The 24,454-nt window shown below is 67.1% G+C and carries 21 protein-coding genes; 13 read left to right on the forward strand and 8 right to left on the reverse strand.

The window, feature by feature from the left end; translation table 11 throughout:
* Positions 1 to 80: 80 nt before the first annotated feature.
* Positions 81 to 1,544 carry an SDR family NAD(P)-dependent oxidoreductase gene (locus ACFVUS_RS05490; protein ID WP_387765412.1) on the forward strand — a complete coding sequence of 488 codons (1,464 nt, stop codon included), beginning with the start codon at positions 81 to 83 and terminating at the stop codon, positions 1,542 to 1,544.
* Between the two features lie 356 nt (positions 1,545 to 1,900).
* Positions 1,901 to 2,281: a DUF2784 domain-containing protein gene (locus ACFVUS_RS05495; protein WP_387761950.1), complete on the forward strand. Its 381-nt coding sequence runs from the start codon at positions 1,901 to 1,903 to the stop codon at positions 2,279 to 2,281.
* 59 nt (positions 2,282 to 2,340) lie between these two features.
* Here ACFVUS_RS05495 and ACFVUS_RS05500 read toward each other — a convergent pair whose 3' ends face one another.
* Genes ACFVUS_RS05500 through ACFVUS_RS05515 form a run of 4 tightly spaced genes read right to left on the reverse strand, consistent with a single transcriptional unit; the run spans position 2,341 to position 7,171 of the window.
* On the reverse strand, positions 2,341 to 3,948 hold the full coding sequence (locus ACFVUS_RS05500; RefSeq protein WP_387761952.1) for a GMC family oxidoreductase: 1,608 nt from the start codon (positions 3,946 to 3,948) through the stop codon (positions 2,341 to 2,343).
* Positions 3,941 to 4,645, reverse strand: a complete 705-nt coding sequence (locus tag ACFVUS_RS05505; protein WP_387765414.1) for a hypothetical protein — start codon at positions 4,643 to 4,645, stop codon at positions 3,941 to 3,943. Before ACFVUS_RS05505 ends, ACFVUS_RS05500 begins: the two co-directional genes overlap by 8 nt.
* 32 nt (positions 4,646 to 4,677) lie before the next feature.
* The gene (locus ACFVUS_RS05510; protein WP_387761953.1) at positions 4,678 to 5,748 is read right to left on the reverse strand and encodes a MaoC family dehydratase N-terminal domain-containing protein; all 1,071 of its coding nucleotides are present in this window, start codon (positions 5,746 to 5,748) and stop codon (positions 4,678 to 4,680) included.
* A complete protein-coding gene (locus tag ACFVUS_RS05515; RefSeq protein ID WP_387761954.1) occupies positions 5,741 to 7,171 on the reverse strand; it encodes an aldehyde dehydrogenase family protein in 1,431 nt (476 codons plus the stop codon). Before ACFVUS_RS05515 ends, ACFVUS_RS05510 begins: the two co-directional genes overlap by 8 nt.
* A 189-nt stretch (positions 7,172 to 7,360) precedes the next feature.
* On the opposite strand from ACFVUS_RS05515, the gene ACFVUS_RS05520 reads away from it, so the two are divergent.
* From ACFVUS_RS05520 to ACFVUS_RS05535, 4 genes are all read left to right on the forward strand, one after another.
* Positions 7,361 to 8,437 (forward strand): helix-turn-helix domain-containing protein, encoded by a 1,077-nt coding sequence (locus ACFVUS_RS05520; protein WP_387761955.1) that lies wholly within the window; start codon positions 7,361 to 7,363, stop codon positions 8,435 to 8,437.
* A gap of 125 nt (positions 8,438 to 8,562) precedes the next feature.
* On the forward strand, positions 8,563 to 11,121 hold the full coding sequence (locus ACFVUS_RS05525) for an alpha/beta hydrolase fold domain-containing protein (protein WP_387761957.1): 2,559 nt from the start codon (positions 8,563 to 8,565) through the stop codon (positions 11,119 to 11,121).
* A complete protein-coding gene (locus ACFVUS_RS05530; protein ID WP_387761958.1) occupies positions 11,108 to 12,247 on the forward strand; it encodes a zinc-binding dehydrogenase in 1,140 nt (379 codons plus the stop codon). The genes ACFVUS_RS05525 and ACFVUS_RS05530 overlap by 14 nt, the downstream gene beginning before the upstream one ends.
* Before the next feature lie 142 nt (positions 12,248 to 12,389).
* Positions 12,390 to 13,163: an O-methyltransferase gene (locus ACFVUS_RS05535; RefSeq protein WP_387761959.1), complete on the forward strand. Its 774-nt coding sequence runs from the start codon at positions 12,390 to 12,392 to the stop codon at positions 13,161 to 13,163.
* A 10-nt stretch (positions 13,164 to 13,173) separates the two neighbouring features.
* Here ACFVUS_RS05535 and ACFVUS_RS05540 read toward each other — a convergent pair whose 3' ends face one another.
* A complete protein-coding gene (locus ACFVUS_RS05540; RefSeq protein WP_387761960.1) occupies positions 13,174 to 13,935 on the reverse strand; it encodes a thioesterase II family protein in 762 nt (253 codons plus the stop codon).
* 33 nt (positions 13,936 to 13,968) lie between these two features.
* Here ACFVUS_RS05540 and ACFVUS_RS05545 point away from each other — a divergent pair, with 33 nt between their 5' ends.
* Positions 13,969 to 15,339: a CoA transferase gene (locus ACFVUS_RS05545; RefSeq protein WP_387761961.1), complete on the forward strand. Its 1,371-nt coding sequence runs from the start codon at positions 13,969 to 13,971 to the stop codon at positions 15,337 to 15,339.
* A gap of 150 nt (positions 15,340 to 15,489) precedes the next feature.
* A complete protein-coding gene (locus ACFVUS_RS05550) occupies positions 15,490 to 17,052 on the forward strand; it encodes an MFS transporter (protein WP_387765416.1) in 1,563 nt (520 codons plus the stop codon).
* Between the two features lie 12 nt (positions 17,053 to 17,064).
* Here ACFVUS_RS05550 and ACFVUS_RS05555 read toward each other — a convergent pair whose 3' ends face one another.
* Positions 17,065 to 17,637: a TetR/AcrR family transcriptional regulator gene (locus ACFVUS_RS05555; RefSeq protein WP_387761962.1), complete on the reverse strand. Its 573-nt coding sequence runs from the start codon at positions 17,635 to 17,637 to the stop codon at positions 17,065 to 17,067.
* 104 nt (positions 17,638 to 17,741) lie between these two features.
* Here ACFVUS_RS05555 and ACFVUS_RS05560 point away from each other — a divergent pair, with 104 nt between their 5' ends.
* From ACFVUS_RS05560 to ACFVUS_RS05580, 5 genes are all read left to right on the forward strand, one after another.
* Positions 17,742 to 18,950, forward strand: a complete 1,209-nt coding sequence (locus tag ACFVUS_RS05560; protein ID WP_387761963.1) for an FAD-dependent monooxygenase — start codon at positions 17,742 to 17,744, stop codon at positions 18,948 to 18,950.
* 41 nt (positions 18,951 to 18,991) lie between these two features.
* A complete protein-coding gene (locus tag ACFVUS_RS05565; RefSeq protein WP_387765418.1) occupies positions 18,992 to 20,017 on the forward strand; it encodes a nucleoside hydrolase in 1,026 nt (341 codons plus the stop codon).
* The gene (locus ACFVUS_RS05570) at positions 20,014 to 20,889 is read left to right on the forward strand and encodes an amidohydrolase family protein (protein WP_387761964.1); all 876 of its coding nucleotides are present in this window, start codon (positions 20,014 to 20,016) and stop codon (positions 20,887 to 20,889) included. The genes ACFVUS_RS05565 and ACFVUS_RS05570 overlap by 4 nt, the downstream gene beginning before the upstream one ends.
* 11 nt (positions 20,890 to 20,900) lie before the next feature.
* Positions 20,901 to 21,347 (forward strand): nuclear transport factor 2 family protein, encoded by a 447-nt coding sequence (locus ACFVUS_RS05575; RefSeq protein WP_387761965.1) that lies wholly within the window; start codon positions 20,901 to 20,903, stop codon positions 21,345 to 21,347.
* A 99-nt stretch (positions 21,348 to 21,446) separates the two neighbouring features.
* A complete protein-coding gene (locus ACFVUS_RS05580) occupies positions 21,447 to 22,094 on the forward strand; it encodes a response regulator (protein WP_387761966.1) in 648 nt (215 codons plus the stop codon).
* A gap of 3 nt (positions 22,095 to 22,097) precedes the next feature.
* Here ACFVUS_RS05580 and ACFVUS_RS05585 read toward each other — a convergent pair whose 3' ends face one another.
* The gene (locus ACFVUS_RS05585) at positions 22,098 to 22,784 is read right to left on the reverse strand and encodes an alpha/beta fold hydrolase (protein WP_387761967.1); all 687 of its coding nucleotides are present in this window, start codon (positions 22,782 to 22,784) and stop codon (positions 22,098 to 22,100) included.
* Between the two features lie 66 nt (positions 22,785 to 22,850).
* Positions 22,851 to 24,332 (reverse strand): MFS transporter, encoded by a 1,482-nt coding sequence (locus ACFVUS_RS05590; RefSeq protein WP_387761968.1) that lies wholly within the window; start codon positions 24,330 to 24,332, stop codon positions 22,851 to 22,853.
* Positions 24,333 to 24,454: the final 122 nt, after the last annotated feature.

Here is a 24,454-nt window from a genome sequence, read left to right on the forward strand (position 1 = left end):
CGTGGCAAACCCACCCCGCCACCGATGCGACAATGGACGACGCCCACCCGCCCACCGCACGAAGGCAGCAGCTCCCACCGATGGCCACCAACACCGCACCAGCGCACGACACCGAGACCACGGCCATCGACGCCGCAGAACTCGCGATCTGCCTGCGGGTCCTCGAACAGGCAGCACAGCTGGACAAGGACCACCCCGACTCGGTCACCGTCCAGCACGCGGTCGGGCACATGTTCAAAAAACTCAAGCAGCGCCGGCGCATCGAAGCCCGCGACACCGTCTCCGAAGCCGATAAAGCCGTCATCGCGGCCACCGCCACCGGCTCACCCAACCGGATCGACGACGAAACCGCCGGCATCCCCATCAGCTCCAGCACCACCGGCGTCGCCACCGCGGGCACCCTGCTGCGCGCCCGCCCCTGCTACATCTGCAAGCAGAAGTACACGCGGGTCGACGCGTTCTACCACCAGCTCTGCCCCGAATGCGCCGCCCGCAGCCACGCCAAACGCGACGCCCGCACCGACCTCACCGGCAAACGCGCACTCCTCACCGGCGGCCGCGCCAAGATCGGCATGTACATCGCGCTGCGCCTGCTCCGCGACGGCGCGCACACCACGGTCACCACCCGATTCCCGAACGACGCCATCCGCCGCTTCGCCGCCCAGCCCGACAGCGCCGACTGGCTGCACCGGCTGCGCATCGTCGGCATCGACCTGCGCGATCCGGCCCAGGTGCTCGCACTCGCCGATGATGTTGCCGCACAAGGGCCCCTGGACATCCTCATCAACAACGCCGCGCAAACCGTGCGGCGCTCCCCCGGCTCGTACAGCGCGCTCATCGAGGCCGAATCCGGACCGCTGCCCGCGGGCGAGCTCCCCGACGTGGTCACCTTCGGCAAAACCATGCAGGCGCACCCGACCGCGCTCACCGCATCCCTGACCCCGAGCCTCACCGCCGCCGACATCACCGATCTCGCGCTAATCGCGGGTTCGGCTACGCCCGAACGCATTTCGCAAGGCGTGGCCATCGACGCGGGTGGTCTCGTGCCCGACCTCGCGCACACCAACAGCTGGGTGCAGACCGTCGGCGAAGTCGACGCCACCGAACTCCTCGAAGTGCAGCTGTGCAATTCGACCGCGCCGTTCATCCTCATCTCGCGCCTGCGCCCCGCGATGGCCGCTGCCGCCGCCCGCCGCAAGTACGTCGTGAACGTCTCCGCCATGGAAGGCGTCTTCGGCCGCGCGTACAAGGGCGCGGGCCACCCGCACACCAATATGGCCAAGGCCGCGCTGAACATGCTCACCCGCACCAGCGCCCGCGAAATGTTCGAAGCCGACGGCATTCTCATGACCGCCGTCGACACCGGCTGGATCACCGATGAACGCCCGCACTACACCAAGATCCGCCTCGCCGAAGAGGGCTTCCACGCTCCCCTCGACCTGGTCGACGGCGCGGCCCGCGTCTATGACCCCATCGTCCGCGGCGAAGCCGGCGACGACGTACACGGCGTTTTCCTCAAGGACTACGAGTCCTCCGCCTGGTAGCGGACACCAATTCGAAAGAGGGGCCGAACTGGTCGGCCCCTCTTTCATAGGCAGTTCTTTTTTCCTTTTGGCCTGTCGCCAACCGCCGGAAGACATGAGAATGTGAAACACATGCGTAGATGCGCATAGTGCCGTATAAATATGTTATAGATGTTGAACTCCTGACCTGCCCTAATGCAGATAGCAGATCTCTGAGCCGGCGGCGGCCCACCTTCTGGGCCTGAGAGGTCCTCCGCTACACCGCAGTTTGACGCACTAGACTCCCCCGGGAACACTTGCTTTGATGCGCATATCGACGTGTTGATATGCCGAAGACTTCCCCTCCCCCATCTCGAAACCGGCCCTATGCTGGGGACATGCTGTACCGGCTGCTGGCCGACGTCACCGCGGTCGTGCACTTTCTGTTCGTCGCCTACGTGGTGGTCGGCGGGTTAATCGCGTGGCGCTGGCCGCGCACCATCTGGCTGCATCTTGCCGCCGTGGCCTGGGGCTTCAGCACCATCCTGTTCGGATTCGACTGCCCGCTGACCAATCTGGAGAACTGGGCCAGACATAAGGCCGGCGATGCCGGACTACCCTCGACCGGCTTCATCGACCACTACATCACCGGCGTCCTCTACCCGCGCGACGCCCTCGACCTGGTGCGAATCCTGGTGGCGCTGTGCGTGATCGGCTCGTGGGCGGGCCTGGTATGGCTCTCGCGCCGCCGCGGCACCAGAACCGCTGCCGCGAGATGACATGCATCCCGTGGTCGGACGATCGGCTGATGGTGATGCGGGTGTGCGAATGGATTCCCTTACATGAACGACGCGCACATTTCGCCGATGAGGTGGCTCGGGGCGTTGGTGTTGCCGCCGGTGATGCTCGGCATGATCGAGGCGTCGGCGACCCGTAGGCCCTCGATTCCGCGGACCCGCAGCCGGGGGTCGACCACGGCACGTTCGTCGACTCCCATACGGCAGGTGCCGACCGGGTGATAGACCGAATGGATGCGGTGGGGCAGCTCGCGGCGCATCGCCGCGGGATCGGCGAAATCGGAGCCGGGGTGCAGTTCACCGAGGCAGTCGTGCTCGAAGTACCGGTGCCGCATGATTTCCCGGACCATGGCGATTCCCTCCAGCAGTACTTCGGTATCGGCGGGCTCCGACAGGTACGCGGGGTCGATGAGGGGACCTTCGAGAGGGTTTGTGGAGGCCAGTCGCACGGTGCCCCGACTGCGGGGATAGATCATGGTCGGCATGACGGTGAACGCGGGCCGGGGGTCGACCCGGTGCACGATGTCACGGTCCTGATTGGGCGCGACGTAGCTCCACGGCAGCGTGTGTAGCTGCAGATCCGGGATCGTGTCGGCTCGGGAAGTCCGCACGAATCCGACTCCTTCGAGGAAGGTGCGGCCGAACCAACCCGATCCCGGGCGCCGGATCTCGGCGGCGAGGCCGTTCACGAAGTGGCCGAGCGTGCCTCGATGCGGGGAGGTCTTCATGACGAAGGTCAGCGGCACGAACAGATGGTCATGCAGGTTGTCGCCGACCGGCAGATCGGCGATCACATCGATGCCGTGCTCACGCAGGTGCGCGGCCGGGCCGATTCCGGAGAGCATGAGCAGCTGCGCCGAACCGATCACACCGGCGGACAGCACCACCTCGGCATCGGCCCGGATGAGTCGAGTTCTCTTGCCGTCCAGCACTTCCACGCCGATCGCACGGCCCTTGTCGATCACGACGCGCGCGACGTGGGCTCCGGTCTCGATGTGCAGCCGCGGCAGCTGGGGCCGGTCGGTCAGGTAGCCGCGGGCCGCGCTGTAGCGCACGCCACCGCGGGTGCTCTGCTGGAACAGCGACAGCCCCTCCTGAGACTCGCCGTTGTAGTCGTCGATGATCGGCGTGCTCAGCGTGTCCGACGCGGCGGTGAGGAAATCTCGGGTGGCGGCACTGATTTCGGTGGCACGGGTGACCGCGATAGGACCGCGCGCACCGCGCAGCCGACTCGCTCCGCCCTCCCAGTCCTCCATGAGTTTGAAGGCGGGCAACACCTCCTCGAAGCTCCATCCCTCGCAGCCCTCGGCGGCCCAACCGTCATAGTTCGCACTGTTGCCGCGCACGAACACCATGCCGTTCACCGAGCTCGAACCGCCCAGCACCTTGCCGCGGGTCATCGGGATACGACGCCCAGCGGCCTGCCGTTGCGGCACCGAATACTGCTTCCAGCACAACCGGGCTTTGATCTGCGGCACCGTGTGCACCATGAAGGTCATTCCAGGGACTCGGACCAGCCGGGTGTCATCCTTGCGTCCGGCCTCGAGCAGGACGACGCTCGCGCCTCGTTGTGCAAGTCTGCTCGCGACGATCGCGCCGGCGCTGCCCGCGCCGACGACGACATAGTCGTAGCTGTCGACGTCACCCATTGCGCCGCACCTCTGGCCGCACGAGCAGATGCTCGCGCCCGTGGACCGCGAATTCGTCTGCCAGGCCGCGCTTGTCGGCCGCGGTCAGCGGCGTGTAACGGACCGGTGGACGGCCCGACCATCGATGGACCGGGTCGTCGGTGTCCCAGCGGTGCTGCCGCAGTAAGTGTTTCATGATCTTGTTCGATCCGGTCGTCGGCAATAGTGTCGATATCCGTAATAAGCGCGGAATTCCCTTGCCGCCGATATCGTCCTGCTTGCTCAAATAGCCTGCCAGGGCTTCGAGATCGAGGCACGCCGGGTCGCGCACCTCGATGGCGGCCATGAGCAGGTCCCCGGATCGTGGATCGGGCACCGCGTACGCGGCGGCGGCGAGAATCCCGGGGTAGCGCCGCAGCACCCGTTCGGTGACCAGGGTGGAGGCGTTCTCGATGTCGATGACGCGGTCGGGCGGCAGCCCGATATCGAGACGTTGCAGCCGGGCCGCACCGTGGGTATCGGCGACGATCAGTCGGCAGTCGGTTTGGCGGATTTCGGCGGCGACGGTGTCATCGTCTCGGGTGGGATTGATGCCCACGACCGTGGCGCCGGCGAGCGCCCCGCGGCGGTTCGATTCGGTGACCACCTCATCCCACGTCCACTCCCGTTCGCGGGTTCGCAGTCCCGGATGGCTGTCGCCGATCCGGTCCAGCAGCATCGCCGCGATGTCGGGTCTGCGTTCGGAGTCGCTCACTGCACCCTCCGGACCTGCTCTGCCGATGCGACGGTCCGGTCCATCAGCAGATCGACTGTCGCGATGATGTGCTTGCCCAACGCGCAGGTACCGGTCACCGCCACTGACACCTGTTGTCCGGAAACAGTTTTCACCTCGCCGGTGATGACGAGCGTGTCGTAGGCGTACCAGGGTGCACCCAGACGCAGCTTGATGGCGAGTATCTGCGCCCGCCGCCCGGCCCAGTCGGTGACGAAGCGCTGCACCAGGCCGGTATCGGTGATGATGTTGGCGAAGGTGTCCCGGGAGCCGCGGGCACGCGCGTAGTCGCGGTCGTGGTGGACGGGCTGGAAATCGCGGGTCGCCAGGGCCGCCGACACGATGAATGTCGGGGTCGCCTCGAGCACCAGATCCGGCAGTCGATCGCCGACCCGCGCCACGGGCGGCCTCGCGGGCACAGGCCGTGGCGGAGCACCGCCGTATCGAGCGTTCCCGGCGGTCGAAGACCTACGCGCAGAAGCGGTCTCGGCATCCGTGGCACGCGTCCGGGAATCGTCGATCCGCTGCGTCGGACGGAATTTGAGCATCCGGAAGTCCATCTCGGCGACGATCTCCTCCCCCACCGTCCAGATGCTGCGCACGGTGCAGAACCACCCTTCGCCGAGGGCGGTCTGCTTGGGCCCGTCGAACCCCGCCAGCGTGGCATGCAGCGAAACCTGGTCGCCCAGCGCCAGATAGCGGTGGTAGACGGTGTCGCAGTCGGTGGCCAGCAGCGAGGTGTATCCCGCCACGTCGAGCAGTTCGAAGAGCCGTACCGTCGGATGATCGTCGCTGCGTTCGGCGCCGAGCGCGGGCATGGTCCAGGCTTGCGCCATCGCGGGCGGGACTGTCACGGAGTCGAATCCGGCTTCCTTGGCAGCGATCTCGTCGACATAGATCGGATTCGCGTCCCCGAGGGCCTCGATCCAGGTGTTGATCATCGGCTGGTTGACGGGGTCGCGGCCGGCGCGTGGGGCGCCGGCGTCCGCGCCCATGAGACGCTCCCCCGCAGCGCGCAAATCCGATGACGACAGTGCCGGTTCACTCATGATTTTCCTCGAGCAGGAGAGAATGCGATACCGGGTAGGCGAATCCGGGCGGCGGCTGAATGGATTTCACCTCGAGGAACTCCTCGAGACCCCACCGCCCGAACTCCCGTCCGATACCCGATTGTTTGAATCCGCCGAACGGCGCGGACCGATTGCCGTTGAGCCCGTTGATGTGCACGCTGCCCGAACGAATCCGCCGGGCCACCGCTACCGCACGGGCCTGGTCCGCACCGAATACCGCGCCGCCCAAACCGTAGGATGTGTCGTTGGCCAACCGTACGGCGTCGTCGTCTCCGGAATGGGTCTGCACGACCAGCACCGGGCCGAAGATTTCCTCACGCACGATTCGCATGGATGGCGTAACCCGGCCGAACACAACAGGATTCAGGTAGTAGCCGTGTGCCGGACGAGGCGGAGCGGGCTCCCCGTGGATGACCTCCGCCCCCGCGTCCACGCCCTCGCGCAGGAACCCGGTCACCCGCTCCCAGTGCGTCGCCGAGACGAGCGGACCGAGATTCTCCCCCGGCACATAGGTCGCGGTGAGCTCACGCAGCAGCGCGGCCGCATCCGCGTATCGCGTTGCGGGAACGATGATTCGGGTCCAGGCCGCACAGGTTTGCCCGGCGTTCATCATGCAGAAGCGCAGGCTGGTGGTGACAGCGGCCGCGAAGGCGTCGTCGTCGAGGTCGTCGAGCAGCACGCTCGGCGACTTGCCGCCGAGCTCGAGGGCGACCCGCGCCAGCCGGGCCCCCGCCGTGGCGGCGATGGACCGCCCTACCTCGGTCGAGCCGGTGAACGACACCACCTCGATGTCCGGATGTTCCACCAGGGCTCGGCCGGTCACCTCGCCGCGGCCCGCGAGCACCGACAGCCACCCGGCAGGCACGCCCGCCTCGAGCGCCGCCTCCGCCAGCAGGTACGACGAAAGTGGTGTCAGCTCGGAGGGTTTGAGCACGACCGGACAACCGCACGCCAACGCGGCACCAACCTTGCCCAGCGCCTGATGCAGTGGGAAGTTCCACGGCGTGATCGCGGCGACCGGCCCCGCCGGCTCGGCGACCACCACCGAGTCGGCGACGGTCTCGGTGAACCGAAAGGTGGAGGCCGCCGCGACGATTCCGCGCAGGGTACTCACCGCGGTCCCGACCTGTCCCTGCCGCGCGAACGCGGGCGGGGCCCCCATCTCCTCGGAGATGATGTCCGCGAAGTCCTCGACACGACGCTCGATGATCTCCGCGAGGCGCGAGAGCGCACGAAGGCGATCGGGCAACGGCCACTGCGGCCCGTCGTCGAAGAGTCGCCGGGCCACCGAGACAGCGGCATCCACATCCACCGCATCGGCGCAACGCACTGCGGCACTGGGTTTTCCGTCGCGGGGATCGATCAAGGTGACGTACTCGGTACCGTGTGGCTCGGTCCACACGCCCCCGATCCATATGTGCTCGAGAGATTTCAGCATCGGCTCTCCGGGAATTCGGTATGACTGCAACCTGTCACGGCACACACGCCGTCGCATCGAATTCGGCTAGCCAAATGCCCCTACCGCCGAGCCGGATGGACGGTTAGTGTCGCGCCACGACGTGAGGCAACCTCGGTGAGGAGGGCGTGGCGCATGACAGGCCTCGTAGCGGGCGACTCGGTGCCCGTGCACATCCTTCGATTCTTCGACGCACTCACCTGTGAACGCGCGTCCGCCGCCCATATCGTGGCGGCCACCAGCCGCTGGCTGGGCCGCGCCGTCGCGGTGCGATACGCCGGGACGGTGCATGCCGCCGACGGCACCGGCAGCGCCGGACACAGCTGGCCCGAACACATTTCGGCGACGTCGTCGACCGCCGACGGTGTGGTCGTCGGATTGGGCGGAGCGGCCGATGACGAGGACTGGGCGGTGCTGCAACGGCTCGCCCTGTGCGTGACGCTGGCGCTGGACGAGGCCGCCCGGCACGGATCGCTGATGTCCGAGCAACGCACGGTCGATGTGCTGACCACCGACACCGAATCCCGGGCCGCCCGCCGCAGCGCGGCGGCCCACCTCGGACTGAGTGCCGAGCAGCCCGCGCGCGTGCTGCTCGCGCACGGACCGGCGTCCCGCATCACCAGACTCGCCGAAGCGCTGCGACGCGGCGGGGTGCGGGTGATGAGCGCGCCGCGGCATCAGCTCACCGTGATGATCACGATCGGGCCCCGGGTCGCCACGCTGTTGCAGCAGGGTGTGCCGACCGGCGTGCAACTCGGCATCAGCAGGGAGCTGCCGGTGATCGATGCGCCGACCGCAGTGGTCGAAGCCCTTGCGGCACTGCGGTTCAGCCAACCCAGTCCGCGCGATCGGGGACCGTATCTGATCGAAGAGGGCGTGGCCTTCGAGTACTGGCGATTGCGCGGATACGAGGCGCTCGCCGAGGGTATGACTCCCGAGCTCATCGACCGGATGCACGACGTGCGGGCGCTGGATCGGGTGCTGGCCGAGTCCGGGCCGGACATGCTGCGCACTCTCGACGTGGTGGTCGCCTCGACCTCGATCCGTCAGGCCGCACGCGCGCTGGACACCCACCACAACACCGTCGCGCACCGGGTCGCCGCCGCCGAGTCGGTGTTCGGGTTCTTCCTCACCGACTGCTACGGACGCGGCCGCCTCTACCTGGCGATCGTGTTGCGGCGGCTGCGAGAGTCGCACCGTCTCACCCACTGACCACCGCCTAGCCACCTGCCCGATCCATATGTCCGAATGGCCTGGCGACAACGGTCCGAATCCGTCGTGACTCTGCTGAAGTTGCCCTGTCAGCATGCAATTGCGACAGGAGGCGAGACAGCCGCATGGAACTGGATGCGCACACGACCGAATTCCTGCGACGACTCGAAGAGTCCGGGCGCACACCACTACACGAGTCCACGCCCGAACAGGCCCGCGCTCGCAATGCCGCACTCACCGCGCTGCTCGGCGAGGGGCCGCGCATGGCGACGGTACGCGACACCCACATCGATGTGCAGGGCGGTTCGATCGCGGTCCGCATCCTGCGACCGGTCACCGATCCGGCCGGAGTGATCGTCTACTACCACGGCGGCGGTTGGGTCATCGGCGATCTCGACGGCTTCGACACCCTGGCCCGGCAGGTCGCGGCACGCACCGGGTGCACGGTCGTACTGGTCGACTATCGACTCGCCCCCGAGTATCCGTATCCGATTCCGGTCGAGGACTCCTGGGCCGCGCTGCTGTGGGTGGAACGACACCGCGACGTCCTGGCCGTCGACCGGGCGCCGCTGATCGTCATGGGCGACAGCGCCGGCGGGAATCTCGCTGCGGTAATTACCCAGCGGGCCCGCGACCGCGGCGGTCCGCACATCAACCATCAGGTGCTGATCTATCCGATCACGGACGCCGATTTCGATCGAGCCAGCTACACCGCCGCCGCGAATCAGCTCATGGTCGATCGTGCCGCCATGGCGTGGTTCTTCGATCATTACACCGGCGACCGCCAGGTCCGCGTCGACCCGGCCGTGAGTCCGCTTCGAGCGCAAGACTTTTCCGGCCTTCCGTCGGCGACCGTCCTCCTCGCATCCCACGATCCGTTGCACGACGAGGGGCGCGCCTACGCCGCCGCGTTGGCCGCCGCCGGGGTCGCGGTGCGGATCAAGACCGCCGACGGTCAGATGCACGGCTTCTTCCACATGGTGGGGCTGCTGCCCGGGGCACAGCGCGGATTGGCGTTCGTAACCGAGCAGATCGCCGGTGTCGTCTCCGCGCGGAGCGCGGTCGATGCCGTCGTCATCGGCGCCGGATTCTCCGGGCTCTACATGCTCGAGCGGCTGCTGGATCTCGGTCTGCGCGTGCGGGTTGTCGAGTCGAACGATGACGTGGGCGGCACCTGGTATCGGAATCGATATCCCGGGGCCCGTTGCGACGTCGAAAGCGTCTACTACTCATACGGTTTCGACGCCGAGCTCGAACAGGAGTGGACCTGGACCGAACGGTACGCCTCCCAGCCGGAGATCCACGCCTACCTCCGCCACGTCGCCGATCGATTCGCGCTGCGCGGACACATCACCTTCGGCACGACCGTCACCGCGGCGACCTGGGATGAGCCATCCGGAGAGTGGATCGTCCACTGCGACAGCGGCGAAGTCATCCGGTGCACCCGGCTGATCTCGGCGGCGGGCTGCCTTTCCGCGGCACGGATACCGGACCTGCCGGGGCTCGACGATTTCGAGGGCGATGTCGTGCACACCGCCGCCTGGCCCGCCGAGGACTTGGCGTTGAGCGGACGCCGGGTCGGTGTGATCGGTACGGGGTCGACCGGCATCCAGATCATCCCGCAGCTGGCCGCACGCGCGGAACGGGTCACGGTCTTCCAGCGGACCCCGCACTTCTCGGCTCCGGCAGGCAATCGACCGCTCGCCGCGGACGAAATCGCCAGGGTCAAACGCGAATACCGGGCGATCCGCGCCAAGTGTCGCGTCAATCCGGCCGGTACCGAGCTCACCAAGTCCGACACCACCGCGGCGGCACTGTCACCCGCCGAACACGCGCGGCTGCTGGGTCAGAAGTGGGAGGCCGGGGGTCCCGGGATCATCGCCGTATTCGCCGATGTGCTGCTCGATCGCCGGGCCAATCATGTTGTGGCGTCGTACTTTCGGCAGCGGATCGCCGAGACCGTCACCGATACGGCCGTCGCGGCGCTGCTCACGCCCTCGGGTTATCCCATCGGCACCAAGCGGATCTGCGTGGACACCGGCTATTACGAGACCTACAACCGCGACAATGTCGAGCTGGTGAGCGTGCGCGACACCCCCATCGAACGTGTCACCGCCTCGGCGGTGGTTGTCGACGGCGTCGACTATCCCGTCGACGCATTGGTTTTCGCGACGGGCTTCGACGCCATCACCGGCCCGCTCAACCGGATCGATATCCGCGGGCGCGCTGGGTCCGCGCTGCGAGACGAGTGGGCCGGCGGACCCCGGGCCTACCTCGGCGTGGGCGTGGCGGGGTTTCCGAACTTCTTCATGATCACCGGGCCGGGCAGTCCCTCCGTGCTGGTCAATATGGTCACCGCGATCGAGCATCACGTCGAGTTCATCGCCGATATCGTGAAGTACCAGCGAGACAAGGGCTTTCGCACGATCGAACCCACCACCGGCGCACAGGACGCCTGGGTCGAGCGCGTCGACGCCGCCGCGAACCTGACGCTGTATCCGCAGGCCGCCTCCTGGTACATGGGCGCGAACATCCCCGGCAAACCCCGGACTTTCATGCCGTTCGTCGGCGGTATGGGTGTGTTTCGCGAAATCTGCGACGGTGTCGTCGCCGACGAATATCGCGGCTTCATCGCCGATTTCGAGCAGCCGGAAGAAGGCGAAACCACCGATGCCACAGCCTGATCCGACGCCGGTCCGCGCGGCCGTGCTGAGCACCGCTCCCGGCGCACTCGCCCTCGAAACCCTGCTCCTGGACGACATTCTCGAACCCGACGAGGTCCGACTCCGCGTCAGCGCGTGCGGACTGTGTCACAGCGACCTGCACATGCTCGATGGCGATCTACCGACGGCCCTGCCCACTGTTCCCGGCCACGAGATCTCCGGCATCGTCGAAGCGGTCGGTGCGAACGTCCACGATCTGGACGAGGGCTCCCCCGTGGTCGCGTGCCTGTCGATGTTCTGCGGCGAGTGCGCCTACTGCCGAGCGGGACGATCGTGGCTGTGCGACAAGCGATCCGACCTCGGCCGCGCGGGGCGACCCCGGCCCCGATCGACCCGGGTGAACGGCGAGCCGGTCGGTCAGGTCGCCGGTCTGGGTGGTCTGGCCGAGGCGATCATCGTGCACCGCAACGCGGTTGTCGAGGTTCCCGCCGCCATGCCCCTGGATCTCGCCGCGCTGCTGGGGTGCGCGGTCCTGACCGGTGTCGGTTCGGCGATACGCGGCGCCGGGGTGCGCTTCGGCGAGACGGTGGCCGTGATCGGCGTCGGGGGTGTCGGTCTCAACGTCATCCAGGGTGCGAAGCTGGCCGGTGCGCGCACGATCATCGCCGTTGACACCCACCCCGCCAAACTCGAACTCGCCGCGCGCTTCGGCGCCACCGACCTCGTGGACACCGCCACCGACCCCGTCGCCGCGGTCCTCGCGCTTACCGGCGGCGTGGACCACGCCTTCGACGTCGTCGGCCGCTCCTCGACCGCCACCCAGGCCGTGCAGATGCTGCGCCCCGGCCAGACCGCGTGGATCATCGGAATCCCGCCCGTCGGCGCACACCTCGAGGTGCCGGGCACGCACTTGGTGACCTCCGCCAAGGGAATTCGCGGCTTGCTCATGGGGAACAACCGCTTCACCGAGGACATCCCCCTCCTGGCCGAACTGTACCTACGAGGCCGCCTGGAACTCGATGCTCTGCTCTCGCAACGACTCACTCTCGACCACGTCAACGACGGATTCAGCCGAATGCGCACCGGAGCCACAGCGCGAACCGTGATCTGCCTCGACAACACCCGCACACTCCCGCCAACCGACTGAAACCCCGAACTCCGGCCGGTTCATGGTCGACCCGAGCGCACAGCGCCCTGGATCTGGTGCGTTGGACGGGCCTGGCGCTGCGCAATCGCCCGGCGGTGCGGGCATAATCGCGCCGACTGTTCACCTCGACACAGGAGAAGGTATGGGCGGCAAGGGGATCGGCGCGGGGGTTCGGGAGCGGGGCGGGCGGGCGTTGTCGATGGCGCGGATGGCGTTGGGGCTGCGGAGGTTCGGGCGGACCGGGCAGTTCGGGGATGGGCGGGAGGCGGCGGCGCGGGACTTCGTGCTGGCCAATGCCATTGCGGGGGATCCGGAGAGTGTGCTCACCACGGTCGACGAATTCGCCCGTAAGCGGGACATGCTGGTGAATGTCGGGGATGAGAAGGGGCTGCTGCTGGATGCGGCCGTGACCAAGGCCGCGCCGAAGCTGGCGCTGGAGTTGGGGACCTACTGCGGGTACAGCGCGGTGCGGATCGGGCGGCTGTTGCCCGCAGGTGGGCGGCTGGTGTCGGTGGAGTTCAGTGCGGCCAACGCCGAAGTGGCGCGGGCGATCATCGCGCACTCGGGATTGGCGGATCGGGTGAGTGTGGTCGTGGGGACCATCGGGGACGGCGGGGAGACCATGCACCGGCTCACGGGTGATCACGGATTCGATTCCGGCACGGTCGATTTGATCTTCCTCGATCACGCCAAGGAGGCGTATCTGGCGGATCTGCGGTCGATCATGGCGGCGGGGTGGATCCATCCCGGCACCATCGCGGTCGCTGACAATGTGAAAGTGCCCGGCGTTCCGGACTACCTCGCCTACATGCGCGCCGAACAAGGCAAAAGTTGGCGGACCGTCGAGCACGACACCCACGTGGAGTATCAGTCCATGTTGAAGGATCTCGTGCTCGAGTCCGAATACCTCGGCTGAGCCAGGGGATCTATTTCAGCCGCGTAGTCACCAAATCCGCCAGGGCGGACGTGTTTTCCGGGAGATCCAGGTAAAAATGCCCGCCCTGGAAGGTGTTTACCTCAAAGGAGCCTGAGGTGTGCGCGGACCACTCCCCCGCCTGCGCCACCGTGGTGGTGGGGTCCGCATCGCTGATGAGTGCGGTGATCGGGCCGCGCAACGGAGCGCTCGGCTCATACCGGTACGTCTCCACGGCCTGGTAGTCACTGCGGAGAGCGGGCAGCACCAATTCGGCCAGACTCGGTTCCTCACGCAGGATGCGCACCGAGGCCGGATCATTGGACAGCAGCTCCAGCTGACCGATGAGATCGTCGTCCGACCCCAGGTGCAGGCGGCCGGTCTCGGCCAGATCCGGTGCGGGACGCCCGGATACGAACAGCCGGGCGAGGGTGCGGCCCGCTGCCTCCCAGCGCCGGGCCGCTTCGAAGGCCACGGTCGCGCCCATGCTGTGCCCGAAGATGGCGACGGGCGTATCGGCGGGCCAGCTCGACATATCCCGTACGGCCTGTTCGGCGAGTACGCCGAGGTCAGGAATCGGCTTCTCGCCCAGCCGATCCTGGCGACCCGGATACTGCACCGCGTACACCGCGATCCCCGCGCCGAATCGCTGCGCCAGGCTCCGGTACGCGGTGACCGATCCCCCGCCGGGCGGGAAGCACACCAGGACGGCGCGCGGATCGGTATCGGCGCGCAGTACGCGCAACCAGTCGGTGCCGGTGAGATTTACCACCACGGTCGAGCTCCTTCGACGGCTAGTGTCGGACGGGTGAGTGGCTACACAGCGCTGGTCCATGAGTACGAGTCCGGGGCCGGTATCACCGGGTCGAGTATGCCCGCCGTCGATCCGGGGGCGAATCTGGCTGCGACGCTGCCGGTGTGGGCACTGGCGGGTGGGTCGGTGGCGAGCTTCGCCGCGGCGGCCGATCGGCGACGGCGGGACCACGGTCTGACGCCGTTGGACAGTGTGCTGGATCCGGCGCGCATCGCGGCGGCGTTCTCCAGTGAGCGGCTGTTCCGGCTCGACGGCGCACCGGCGGACGCCTTCGCAGAGCTGTCGGGCTTTTTCACGACCGCGGACGGCTGGGTGCGAACGCACGCCAACTATTCGCATCATCGCGTCCGGTTGCTGGCCGCGCTCGGACTGCCCGCCGACGCGGACCGGGCGGCGGCGGTGGCGCGCATCGGAGAGCTCACCGCGGCCGAAATCGAGGACCGCGCGGGCGAATCCGGCGCGATCGCGGTGCGGGTGCGCACCGAGCAGGAGTGGGCGCGGACCCCGCAGGGTAAGGCCGCGGCCGATGGACCGGTGGTGGCGATCGAGCGGCGCGCGGATCGCGGTGCCCTCGAATCATCCGCTGCCGCAACGCAGATGCTGCCGCTGCGGGGTATCCGGGTACTGGATATGACCCGTGTCATCGCCGGTCCGACGGCCACGCGCGCGCTGGCGCTGCTGGGCGCGGAGGTGCTGCGGGTGGATCCGCCGCAGCTGCCGGAGATCGGCTGGCAGTTTCTGGATACCTGTCAGGGCAAACACTCCACCCTGCTTGATTTGCGTACCGAACTTCCCGTATTCGTGGAGCTGCTGCGCACCGCGGATGTGCTCGTAACAGGTTACCGACCGGGCGCTTTGGAAAGAATCGGTGTACATCCGGCGGAAATTCGGCCAGGAATTGTGCACGGCCGGGTTTCGGCCTGGGGTGAGCGCGGTCCGTGGGGCGATCGGCGCGGTTTCGACAGTATTGTGCAGGCCGCATCCGGAATATCGCTCATCGAAGGCGCGCAGGGCAATTCGCAGGGTGCATCCCCAGTGGGCGCACTGCCGGCACAGGCGCTCGATCACGGCAGCGGGTATCTGCTGGCGGCCGGGGTGCTGGACGCGCTCACCGCCCGCGAACGCGATGGAATCGGCCGGGATGTGCGAGTTGCGCTGGCGCGCACCGCATCCTGGTTGCTCGCCGCGCCGGGCCGGACGCCCGAGCACGCACCGGCGAATATCCCGGGATCGGCCTACGCGGTCGAGCACGCGGGGGTCGTCACGGCCGCTCCGGCGCTCAGCGAATATCCCGATCATCCGTGGCCCGCTTCGCAGTACGGCACACACGCACCAAACTGGACACTCCGACCGGCCGGTATTTAGCCGTTTCGAGGCAACTCGGCCGACTGCACGCACACCCGCAAACACATCGGCGAATAGTGCGAATTCCCTTCGTACATATCGTTTTTGTGTCGTTAATAAGTGAGATGCTGGGACCGACATCGATATTGTCGGCAGTGTGCCGACGTGCGGATGGAGGACGTCATCGTGGACACACCAGGTCCCTTGCTGAGTACTGCGGCAGCAGCTCGTTACGGCAGAGTGGGCCGCCGGGAATGGGCGGGACTCGCGGTACTGGCACTGGCCTGTCTGGTGTACTCGATGGACCTGACCGTATTGCATTTGGCGGTGCCTCAGATCAGCATGGAGCTGCGACCTACCAGCTCCCAATTGCTCTGGATCATCGACGTTTACGGCTTCTTCGTGGCCGGGCTGTTGCTCACCATGGGGACCATCGGCGATCGAATCGGCCGGCGCCGACTACTCATGGCCGGGGCGGCGGCCTTCGCCGCGGTGTCGATCATCGCGGCGTTCGCCCCCTCGGCCCCGGTGCTCATCGGCTGCCGCGCGGTGCTCGGCATAGCCGGGGCGACGCTCGCGCCGTCCACGCTCTCGTTGATATTCACCATGTTTCCCGATCCCGGTCAGCGTTCGGTGGCCGTCGGGGTCTGGGTGGGGTCGTATTCGGTGGGCGGTTCCATCGGGCCGCTGGCGGGCGGGCTGATGCTGGAACACTTCTGGTGGGGGTCGGTGTTCCTGCTCGCGGTGCCGGTCATGGTGCTGCTGCTGATTCTCGCGCCCCGCGTACTGCCCGAGTTCCGGGATCCCAACGCGGGCAAGATCGATCTGCTCAGCGCGCTGATGTGCACCAGCGCGGTGCTGCTCGTGGTCTTCGGCATGAAGAAGATCGCCCAGGACGGTCCGGTGCCGATCGCGGTGGGGGCCTTGGCCGCCGGGCTCACCGTCGGCGCGATCTTCGTGCGCCGCCAGCTCACCGCCGCGGAGCCCATGCTGGATCTGCGACTGTTCCGCCTGGCCAGTTTTCGCACCGCGCTGACCATCAATATGGTCGCCATCTTCGCCGCGTTCGGGTATTTCCTGTTCGTGGGCCAGTATTTCCAGCTGGTGCTGGGCATGTCGCCGCTGCGCGCCGGAATCGCCACCATCCCGGCGGGTTTGGGGTTCATGATCGGTTCGCAGCTCGGCCCCCGGCTGAGCCGGGTGGTGCGCCCCGCCTACATGATCGGGGTGGGCATGACCATGGCGGCGGCGGGACTGTTCCTGCTGACGCGCATCACCGAACAGGGCGGGGTCGGGTTGACCATCGCCGCGTCATTGCTGGTGTCGTTCGGTTTGGCGCCGGTCTTCGGCATCACCACCGAACTGATCGTGGGCACCGCGCCGCCGGAACAGGCCGGGGCCGCTTCCGGATTGGCCGAGACGGGCGCGGAATTCGGTGGGGCGCTCGGCATCTCCATGCTCGGCAGTATGAGCATCGCCATCTATCGCGGTGAGCTCGCCAAGACGCTGCCGTACGGTCTGCGCGATGCCGATGTGCACAGTGCGCGTGACACGCTCGGCGCGGCCATGGAGGTGGCCGACGCGCTGCCCGGCAAACTCGGTGCGGCCGTGGCGGAAGCGGCGAAGCACGCCTTCCTGATCGGCATGCACCTGACCTCCGCCATCGCGGCCGGAGTGGCGTTACTGCTGGCCGTGATGGCCATGATCCGGTTGCGCCATATTCACACGAGCTGACACCCGCGCGGGTCAGCGTTCGCGCATGGCCGCGACCGCGGTCAGCAGATCGTCACCGTCGAGCAGATCCGCGCCGGGCGCGATCATCCATTGCATGGCCATGCCCTGGAACAGGACGAAGAGCACCTTCGCCACGGCATGCGCCTGCCCGTCGGTGAGGTCGGGGTGGGCCTCGTGCACCGCTTTGGCGATATCGGCGTGCGCGTGGCCGGTGGCATCGGCCATATAGGCCTGCATCTCCGGATCGCGGGCGATCTGGATACCGTTCTCCAGGCTCAGTTGCAGGTTGTCGCGGTTGCGCTGGATGACATCGACCAGCCCGTTCCAGGTCGGTCCGAGCGCGTCCCACAGCGCCCTCCCCTGTCCCGCGTCCTTGATGGCGGCATCGATCTCATCGCCGAGATCGGTGCCTACGCCCTCGGTCAGCGCCTCCATGACCAGGCGATCCTTGGAGCCGAAGTGATAGCCGATGGCCGCGAGGCTGACTCCGGCGGCGGTGGCGATATCGCGGGCGGTCACCTTGGCCATGCCCCGCTCGAGGATGGCCTTCCGCGCCCCCGTCAGTAGATCTTCTCGGTTTCCCATAACCCCACCGTACCAGCGTTTTAGACATTTGTTCTAGACATACGTCTCAGCGTCTGTTAGACATATGTCTTAGACGGACGTACTTCACCACACCGGGAGTCACAATGAGCACCAACACCAACCTCCGCATCCTCATCGCCGGCGGCGGCATCGCGGGCAATGCCGTTGCCCTGCAATTGCTTCGGGCCGGGATCGCCGTCACCGTGGTCGAGCGCGCCGGCTCCCCGCGGCCCGGAGGTCAGGCCGTGGACCTGCGCGGACCCTCCCGCGAGGTGGCCGAGCGCATGGGTCTGATGGAGGGCATCCGCAAGTACCTGCTGCACGAGAAGGGCATGCGGGTCGTCAACGCCGAGGGCGGCGACGTCTACCGCTGGTCCATGGAGATGTTCGACGGTAAGGGTCCGGTCGCCGATATCGAGATCAGCCGCGGCGATCTCAATGGCGTGCTGCTCACCGAACTCGCGGGTGTCGCAGGCGATCTCGACTACCGCTACGGCGAGTGGATCGAGACCATCGATCAGGATGCCGACGGTGTCACCGTCGGATTCCAGTCCGGTGTGAGCGAACGCTACGACCTGGTGATCGGTGCGGACGGCGTGCACTCGCGCACCCGCAAACTGGTCTTCGGCCCCGAGGAGCAGTTCACCACGTTCCTGGGCGGTTACATGTCCTTCTACACCGTCCCCACCCCCGCGCAGGCCGAACAGGACTGGATGTCCATGCACGTGGTGCCGCGCGCCTCGATCGGCATCCGGCCCGACTTCGATCCGGCCACCGCCAAGGCCATCATCACCCTGCGCACCGATCAGAACCCGGCCTTGCGCGGCGATGTCACGGCCCAGCGCAAGTTGATTCGCGACATGCTCGCCGAGGCGGGCTGGCTGGCGCCGGAGGTGCTGGCCGAGCTGGAGCAGGCCACCGATTTCTACTTCGACGAACTGGTTCGGGTGGATATGCCGACGCTGTCGGCGGGGCGGGTCACGCTGCTGGGCGATTCGGCGTTCTGCGGCTCTCCGATGACCGGGATGGGCACGGCCATGGCGATTGTCGGCGCGTATCTGCTCGCCGGTGAAATCGCCGCCACGCCAGCGGATCTCGCCGGTGCGCTGGCTCGCTACGAGGCGCAGGTGACGCCCTTCCTGGACAAGGCCAAGGAGCTGCCCGGCGGTGGTATCAAGATGATGCTGCCGACGTCCAAGTTCGGTCTCAAGGCGATGCAGCAGGTCGGCAAGCTCATGGCGACCAAGGCGTTCCGTCCGGTCATGATGAAGATGCTCGATCAGACCGAGGACTATGTGCTGCCGAGCTACTGAGCACGCGGGTCTAGGCTCGAACGGTGCGGCAGAAGATCATCATGGACAACGACACCGGCATCGATGATTCCCTGGGACTGCTCTACCTACTCTCCTCCCCCGAGGCGGAGATCATCGGAATCGCCTCCAGCGCGGGCAATGTGCCCGCGCCCCGGGTGGCGGCCAATAATCTCGCGCTGCTGGATCTGTGCCGGGCCCCCGAGCTCGAGGTGGCGCTCGGGGCGGCGGAACCGCTGGCGATTCCCCTGCGCACCACCGAGGACACGCACGGGCCGCAGGGTGTGGGGTACGCGGAGCTACCGGTGTCCGAGCGCAAGCTCTCGGATCGGACGGCGGCGCACATGTGGGTCGATCTGGTGCGGGAGCATCCGGGCGAGGTGGTCGGACTGTGCACCGGTCCGCTGACCAATCTCGCGCTGGCGCTGCGCATCGAACCCGAACTCCCCCGGTTGTTGCGACGGCTGGTGATCATGGGCGGGGCGTTCAACCATCCCGGCAACACCACACCCACCAATGAGTGGAATGTGCACGTGGATCCGGAGGCCGCCAAGGAGGTCTTCGACGCGTTCTCGGCCGCGCCCGCGGATCGGCGGCCGATCGTCTGCGCGCTGGATATCACCGAGACCATCGAGATGCGGCCCAAACATCTTGCGTTGCTTGCCGAACGGGCCGGGAGCACCCCGGTGGAGCTGGTGCGCGAGAGCGATCCGCCGGAGCGGCGGTCGGCGGCGAGCAATCCGCTGGTGCGATTCCTGACCGATGCGATCCGGTTCTACTTCGACTTCCACAAGCTGTACGACCAGGGCTATCTGGCGCATATGCACGATCCGTTCGCCGCGGCGGTCGCGCTGGACAACGCGCTCGCGGTCACCAAACCCGCGACCGTCGACGTGGAGCTGGCCGGGACCATCACCCGGGCCACCACCGTCGCGGACTGGGCGGGAATGTGGGAGCGGGAACCCAACGCGGACATCGTGATCGGGACCGATCCGGAGCAGTTCTTCGAACGACTGATCAGCCGGGTCGGGGATTACGCGCGCACCGTGTACCCGGAGGTTCCGGCGTGACCGACGAATTCGTGAGCGAATTCCGGGCCCGCCTCGGGCTGTCGTCGATCATCGATGTGCACACCCACTTCATGCCCGAACAGGTGCTGCGCAAGGTGTGGGGATATTTCGACACCGCGGGTCCATTGCTCGGACATCGCGAATGGCCGATCACCTATCGCGATGAGGAGCGGGTGCGGCTCGAGACGCTGCGCGGGTTCGGGGTGAGCGCGTTCACCTCACTCGTATATCCGCACCGCCCGGACATGGCGGCCTGGCTCAATGAGTGGTCCGCGGATTTCGCCGCGCGCACCCCGGATTGCCTGCACACCGCGACCTTCTTCCCCGAACACGGCGCGGACAGCTATGTCGAGGCGGCGCTGGAGTCCGGGGCGCGGATCTTCAAGGTGCACGTGCAGGTCGGTCATTTCCATCCCGGTGATCCGCTGCTCGATCAGGTGTGGGGCATGCTGGAGGATGCCGGGACGCCGATCGTCATCCATTGCGGATCCGGTCCCGCCGCCGGGGAATTCACCGGTCCGGAGCCGATTGCCGAACTGCTGCGGCGGTTTCCGCGACTGCGGCTGGTGATCGCGCATATGGGCGCACCCGAGTACGGCGAATTCCTGGATCTGGCACAGGCTTACGACGAGGTGCTGTTCGACACCACGATGAACTTCACCGATTTCTTCGAGGCGGCTGATCCGTTCCCGGTGCATGAGCGGCCGCGCCTGTTGGAGCTGGGTGATCGCATCCTGTTCGGCAGCGATTTCCCCAATATCCCGTATACCTACGGGCATGCGCTGCAGTCGCTCGAGCGGCTCGACCTCGGCGAAAAATGGCTGCGCGGGGTCTGTCACGACAACGCCGCCCGGGTGTTCGGGCTCGATTAGGCTCGCGAGGTATGAGCACAGCCGCCGACACCACCGCAGTGACGAATTTGATCGCCGAGTACGCGGAGTTGATCGACGCGGGAGATTTCGCGGGTGCGGGTGAGTTGTTCGCGGACGGTGTGTTCGTCAGCAGCGGAGCGTCGGTGCGGGGTAGCGCGGCGGTCGCGAAGATGTTCAGCGCGATGGTGATTCGCTACGAGGACGGCACCCCGCGCACGCACCATGCCACCGGCAATATCGCCATCGAATTCGACGATGCGACGGACACCGCGACCGCGCGCTCGTATTTCACCGTCTTCCAGGCTGTTTCGGACTTCCCGTTGCAGCCGGTGGCGGCGGGGAACTACCGCGATCGCTTCGAACGTCATGACGGGCGGTGGCGATTCGCCGAACGTCAGGTCCGCATCACGCTGACGGGCGACCTGAGCCGTCACCTGCGCATGCCGCCGCCCGCGTAATTCGGGCATTCCGGCTCGATTAAGGGACTTTGGGCCATCCCCCGGCGTGGTGCGCGACGCTATGTTGAGGGCAGGACCCCGAAGACGATGGGACGGGCCATGATCAACGTGTTTCTGGTCGACGATCACGAGATCGTGCGGCGCGGACTGATCGATCTGCTCGAGGGCGATCCCGAGCTGACCGTGGTCGGCGAGGCGGGTGATGTGGCGCAGGCGCTGGCCCGGATCCCCGCGCTACGACCCGATGTCGCGGTGCTGGATGTGCGACTACCCGATGGCAATGGCATCGAACTGTGCCGGGAGTTGCTGGACAAGCTCGATGATCTGCGCTGCCTGATCCTGACCTCGTTCACCGATGAGCAGGCCATGATGGACGCGATTCTGGCCGGGGCCAGCGGCTATGTGGTCAAGGACATCAAGGGTATGGAATTGGCCCGGGCCATAAAGGAAGTCGGGGCGGGCCGGTCGCTGCTGGACAATCGCGCGGCCGCGGCGCTGATGGAACGGTTGCGCCGCAGCACCCAACCGGACGGTCCGCTCGCGGGGCTCACCGACCAGGAACGACGGCTGCTCGATCTGCTCGGTGACGGGCTCACCAATCGGCAGATCGCCGAACGCATGTTCCTGGCGGAGAAAACCGTCAAGAACTACGTGTCCCGACTGCTCGCCAAACTCGGCATGGAGCGACGCACCCAGGCCGCGGTGCTGGCCTCGCGATTGCGATCGGGTGCGCCGCAATCGAAGTGAGGGTCAGAGCCAATCCCGTGCCGCGTTCAGGAATGCCGGGTAGTCGTCGTGGTGGATGACGTGGCCCGCGCCCGGCACGGTCTGCACGTGGAAACCTTTGGCGGTCAATTCGACTGCCTGATCGGGGGTCACGACATTGCTGGGGTCGGCGAGCAGCAGCAGGGTGCGGGCCGACGGCGGGGTCGGAGTGAATCCGGTCAGCGCCGGGATGATCTCCAGGGTCGTCTCATCCCACAACGCCAGTGATTCGAGCTTGTTCACATGCGCTTCGGGTGTGAATCGCGGTGCGGCGCTTCGGACATCGGCCAGCGTCCAGTGCTTCTGCGCACGGAATGCCTCGGCGATGGACGGATGTCCCGGACCCCAGGCGGGATCGATGTAGATGACGCGCTCCGGTTTGATCTCCTCGACGGCAGTGGCGAGCAACAGCCCGCCGAGCGAATGGCCGATCGCGAGTTCGGGCGGGTGCGGGACGCTGTCGGCGAGGGCGCGGGCCAGGGATTCGACCGAATAGCTCGCGGCACGTGCACTCTTGCCGTGACCGGGCAGGTCGGGGGCGATAACGTGGTATCCGCGCTCGGCGAGTTCGGGACCGAGCCGGAGCCACGTGGTCGAATCGGTGGTGATGCCGTGTACGAGCAGCGCGATGCGGTCGCCCGCGCCCCATTCACGCGTGTGCAGGTCGGTCATGCGGCCAGCCTAGGAGATTGTTCGATAGTTGGCCAACTATCGAATCATGCTGAGCGTAAGGGTGATTCAGCCCTCGTGCGCGGATTCCTGCGCCGCTTGACCTTCGGCGATATCGGCCGGGGTGAAACGCATGCCCAACACAACCAGCGCGGTGGCGGCCGCGATGCCCGCCGAGCAGAGGAAGGCGACGCCGTAACCCATGGCCAGGGCGTGCAATTGCGCAGTCGATGCCACGGCGGCCGGGTCGGTGGTGCCACCCTCGGCGTGCACCCGGGTGGCGACGGCCGCGCCGACCGCCACCAGACCCAGTGCGCCGCCGAGGCTCTGGGCCACCTGGGCCAGCGCGGTGAGTGGGCCGATATCGGCGGGGCGCACACCGGCGATCGAGGACAGGGTCAGCGGGATGACGGCGAAACCGAAGCCGAAGCCGATGATGATCGCCGCCAGCACGATGACCGGGAAGTACGGCGGATTCGCATCGACGATCGTCGAGGCATAGACGCAGCCGGTGAGGATGACCGCGCCCGCGATGATCACCAGCCAGCGCGGCTGCATGCGCAGCACCAGGCGGGAGGACAGCGTCGCGCCCACGGCCAGCGATACCGCGAAGGGCAGCACCGCCATTCCGCTCTGCAAGGGTGAATAGAGCAGCACGCCTTGCAGGAACATGGAGATGAACACCGACAGGCACATCATGATCGCGCCGGACAGTCCGATGGCGATGAGCGCGGCGACGCGATTCGGATTGTGGAACAGGCTGAATGGCAGCAGCGGATTGGGAGCGCGGCGTTCGACCATGACGAAGGCGGCCAACAGCGCGACCGCGACGATCGCCGGGAGGTACACCAGCGGCCGGGTCACGCCATTGCCCGCCTCGTTCAGTGCGAAGACCGCGAGGGTGACGCCGCCGGTGGCCAGGATCGCGCCGGGCACATCGAGTGCGGTGCGCGCACCGACCGATTCGCGCAGGCACACCAGCGCGCCCACGGTGACCAGCACACCGATCGGCACATTGATGAGAAAGATGAGCCGCCAGGAGATCTCGGTGAGCAGTCCGCCCGCGATGAGCCCGGCCACCGAACCGACGCCGGTGAGCGCGGCGAATACCGCGAAAGCTTGACCGCGCGCCTTGCCCGGGGCATAGGTGGTGGCGACCAGCGCCATCGACGTCGGGGCCGCGATCGCGGCCGCCATTCCCTGCAGGGCCCGCGCGGCGATCAGAACCGCTGGGTCCCAGGCGATTCCGCACAGCAGCGAGCTGAGCGTGAACATCGCGACGCCGAAGGTGAAGGTCCGTTTGCGACCGAAGGTGTCTCCCAGGCGGCCACACAGCAGCATGAGACCGCCGAGCGCCAGCACATACGCGGTGACGATCCAACTGCCGGCCGCCTCGGACAGACCGAGCGCCTGCCGAATATTGGGCAGGGCCAGCGCGACGACCGTACCGTCCAGCACAACCAGCAGTTGTAGCCCGCCGAGCACGAATATGGGTGCGCCCCATACCCGTTCCTGTCCGATGGTCGCGGGCCCGGCCGCGGAGACGATCATGGGAGCCGACCCTACCCAGCGCCGGTCGGCGGCGGCAGTGCCTGCGCGAGTTCGCCGGACAACCCGACAGGTCGTCGCACAGCCCGCCGGGGTCGTCGCACAGCCTGTGCGGTCCGCAACTC

Source organism: Nocardia sp. NPDC058058 (genome assembly GCF_042885355.1).
Lineage (GTDB): Bacteria > Actinomycetota > Actinomycetes > Mycobacteriales > Mycobacteriaceae > Nocardia.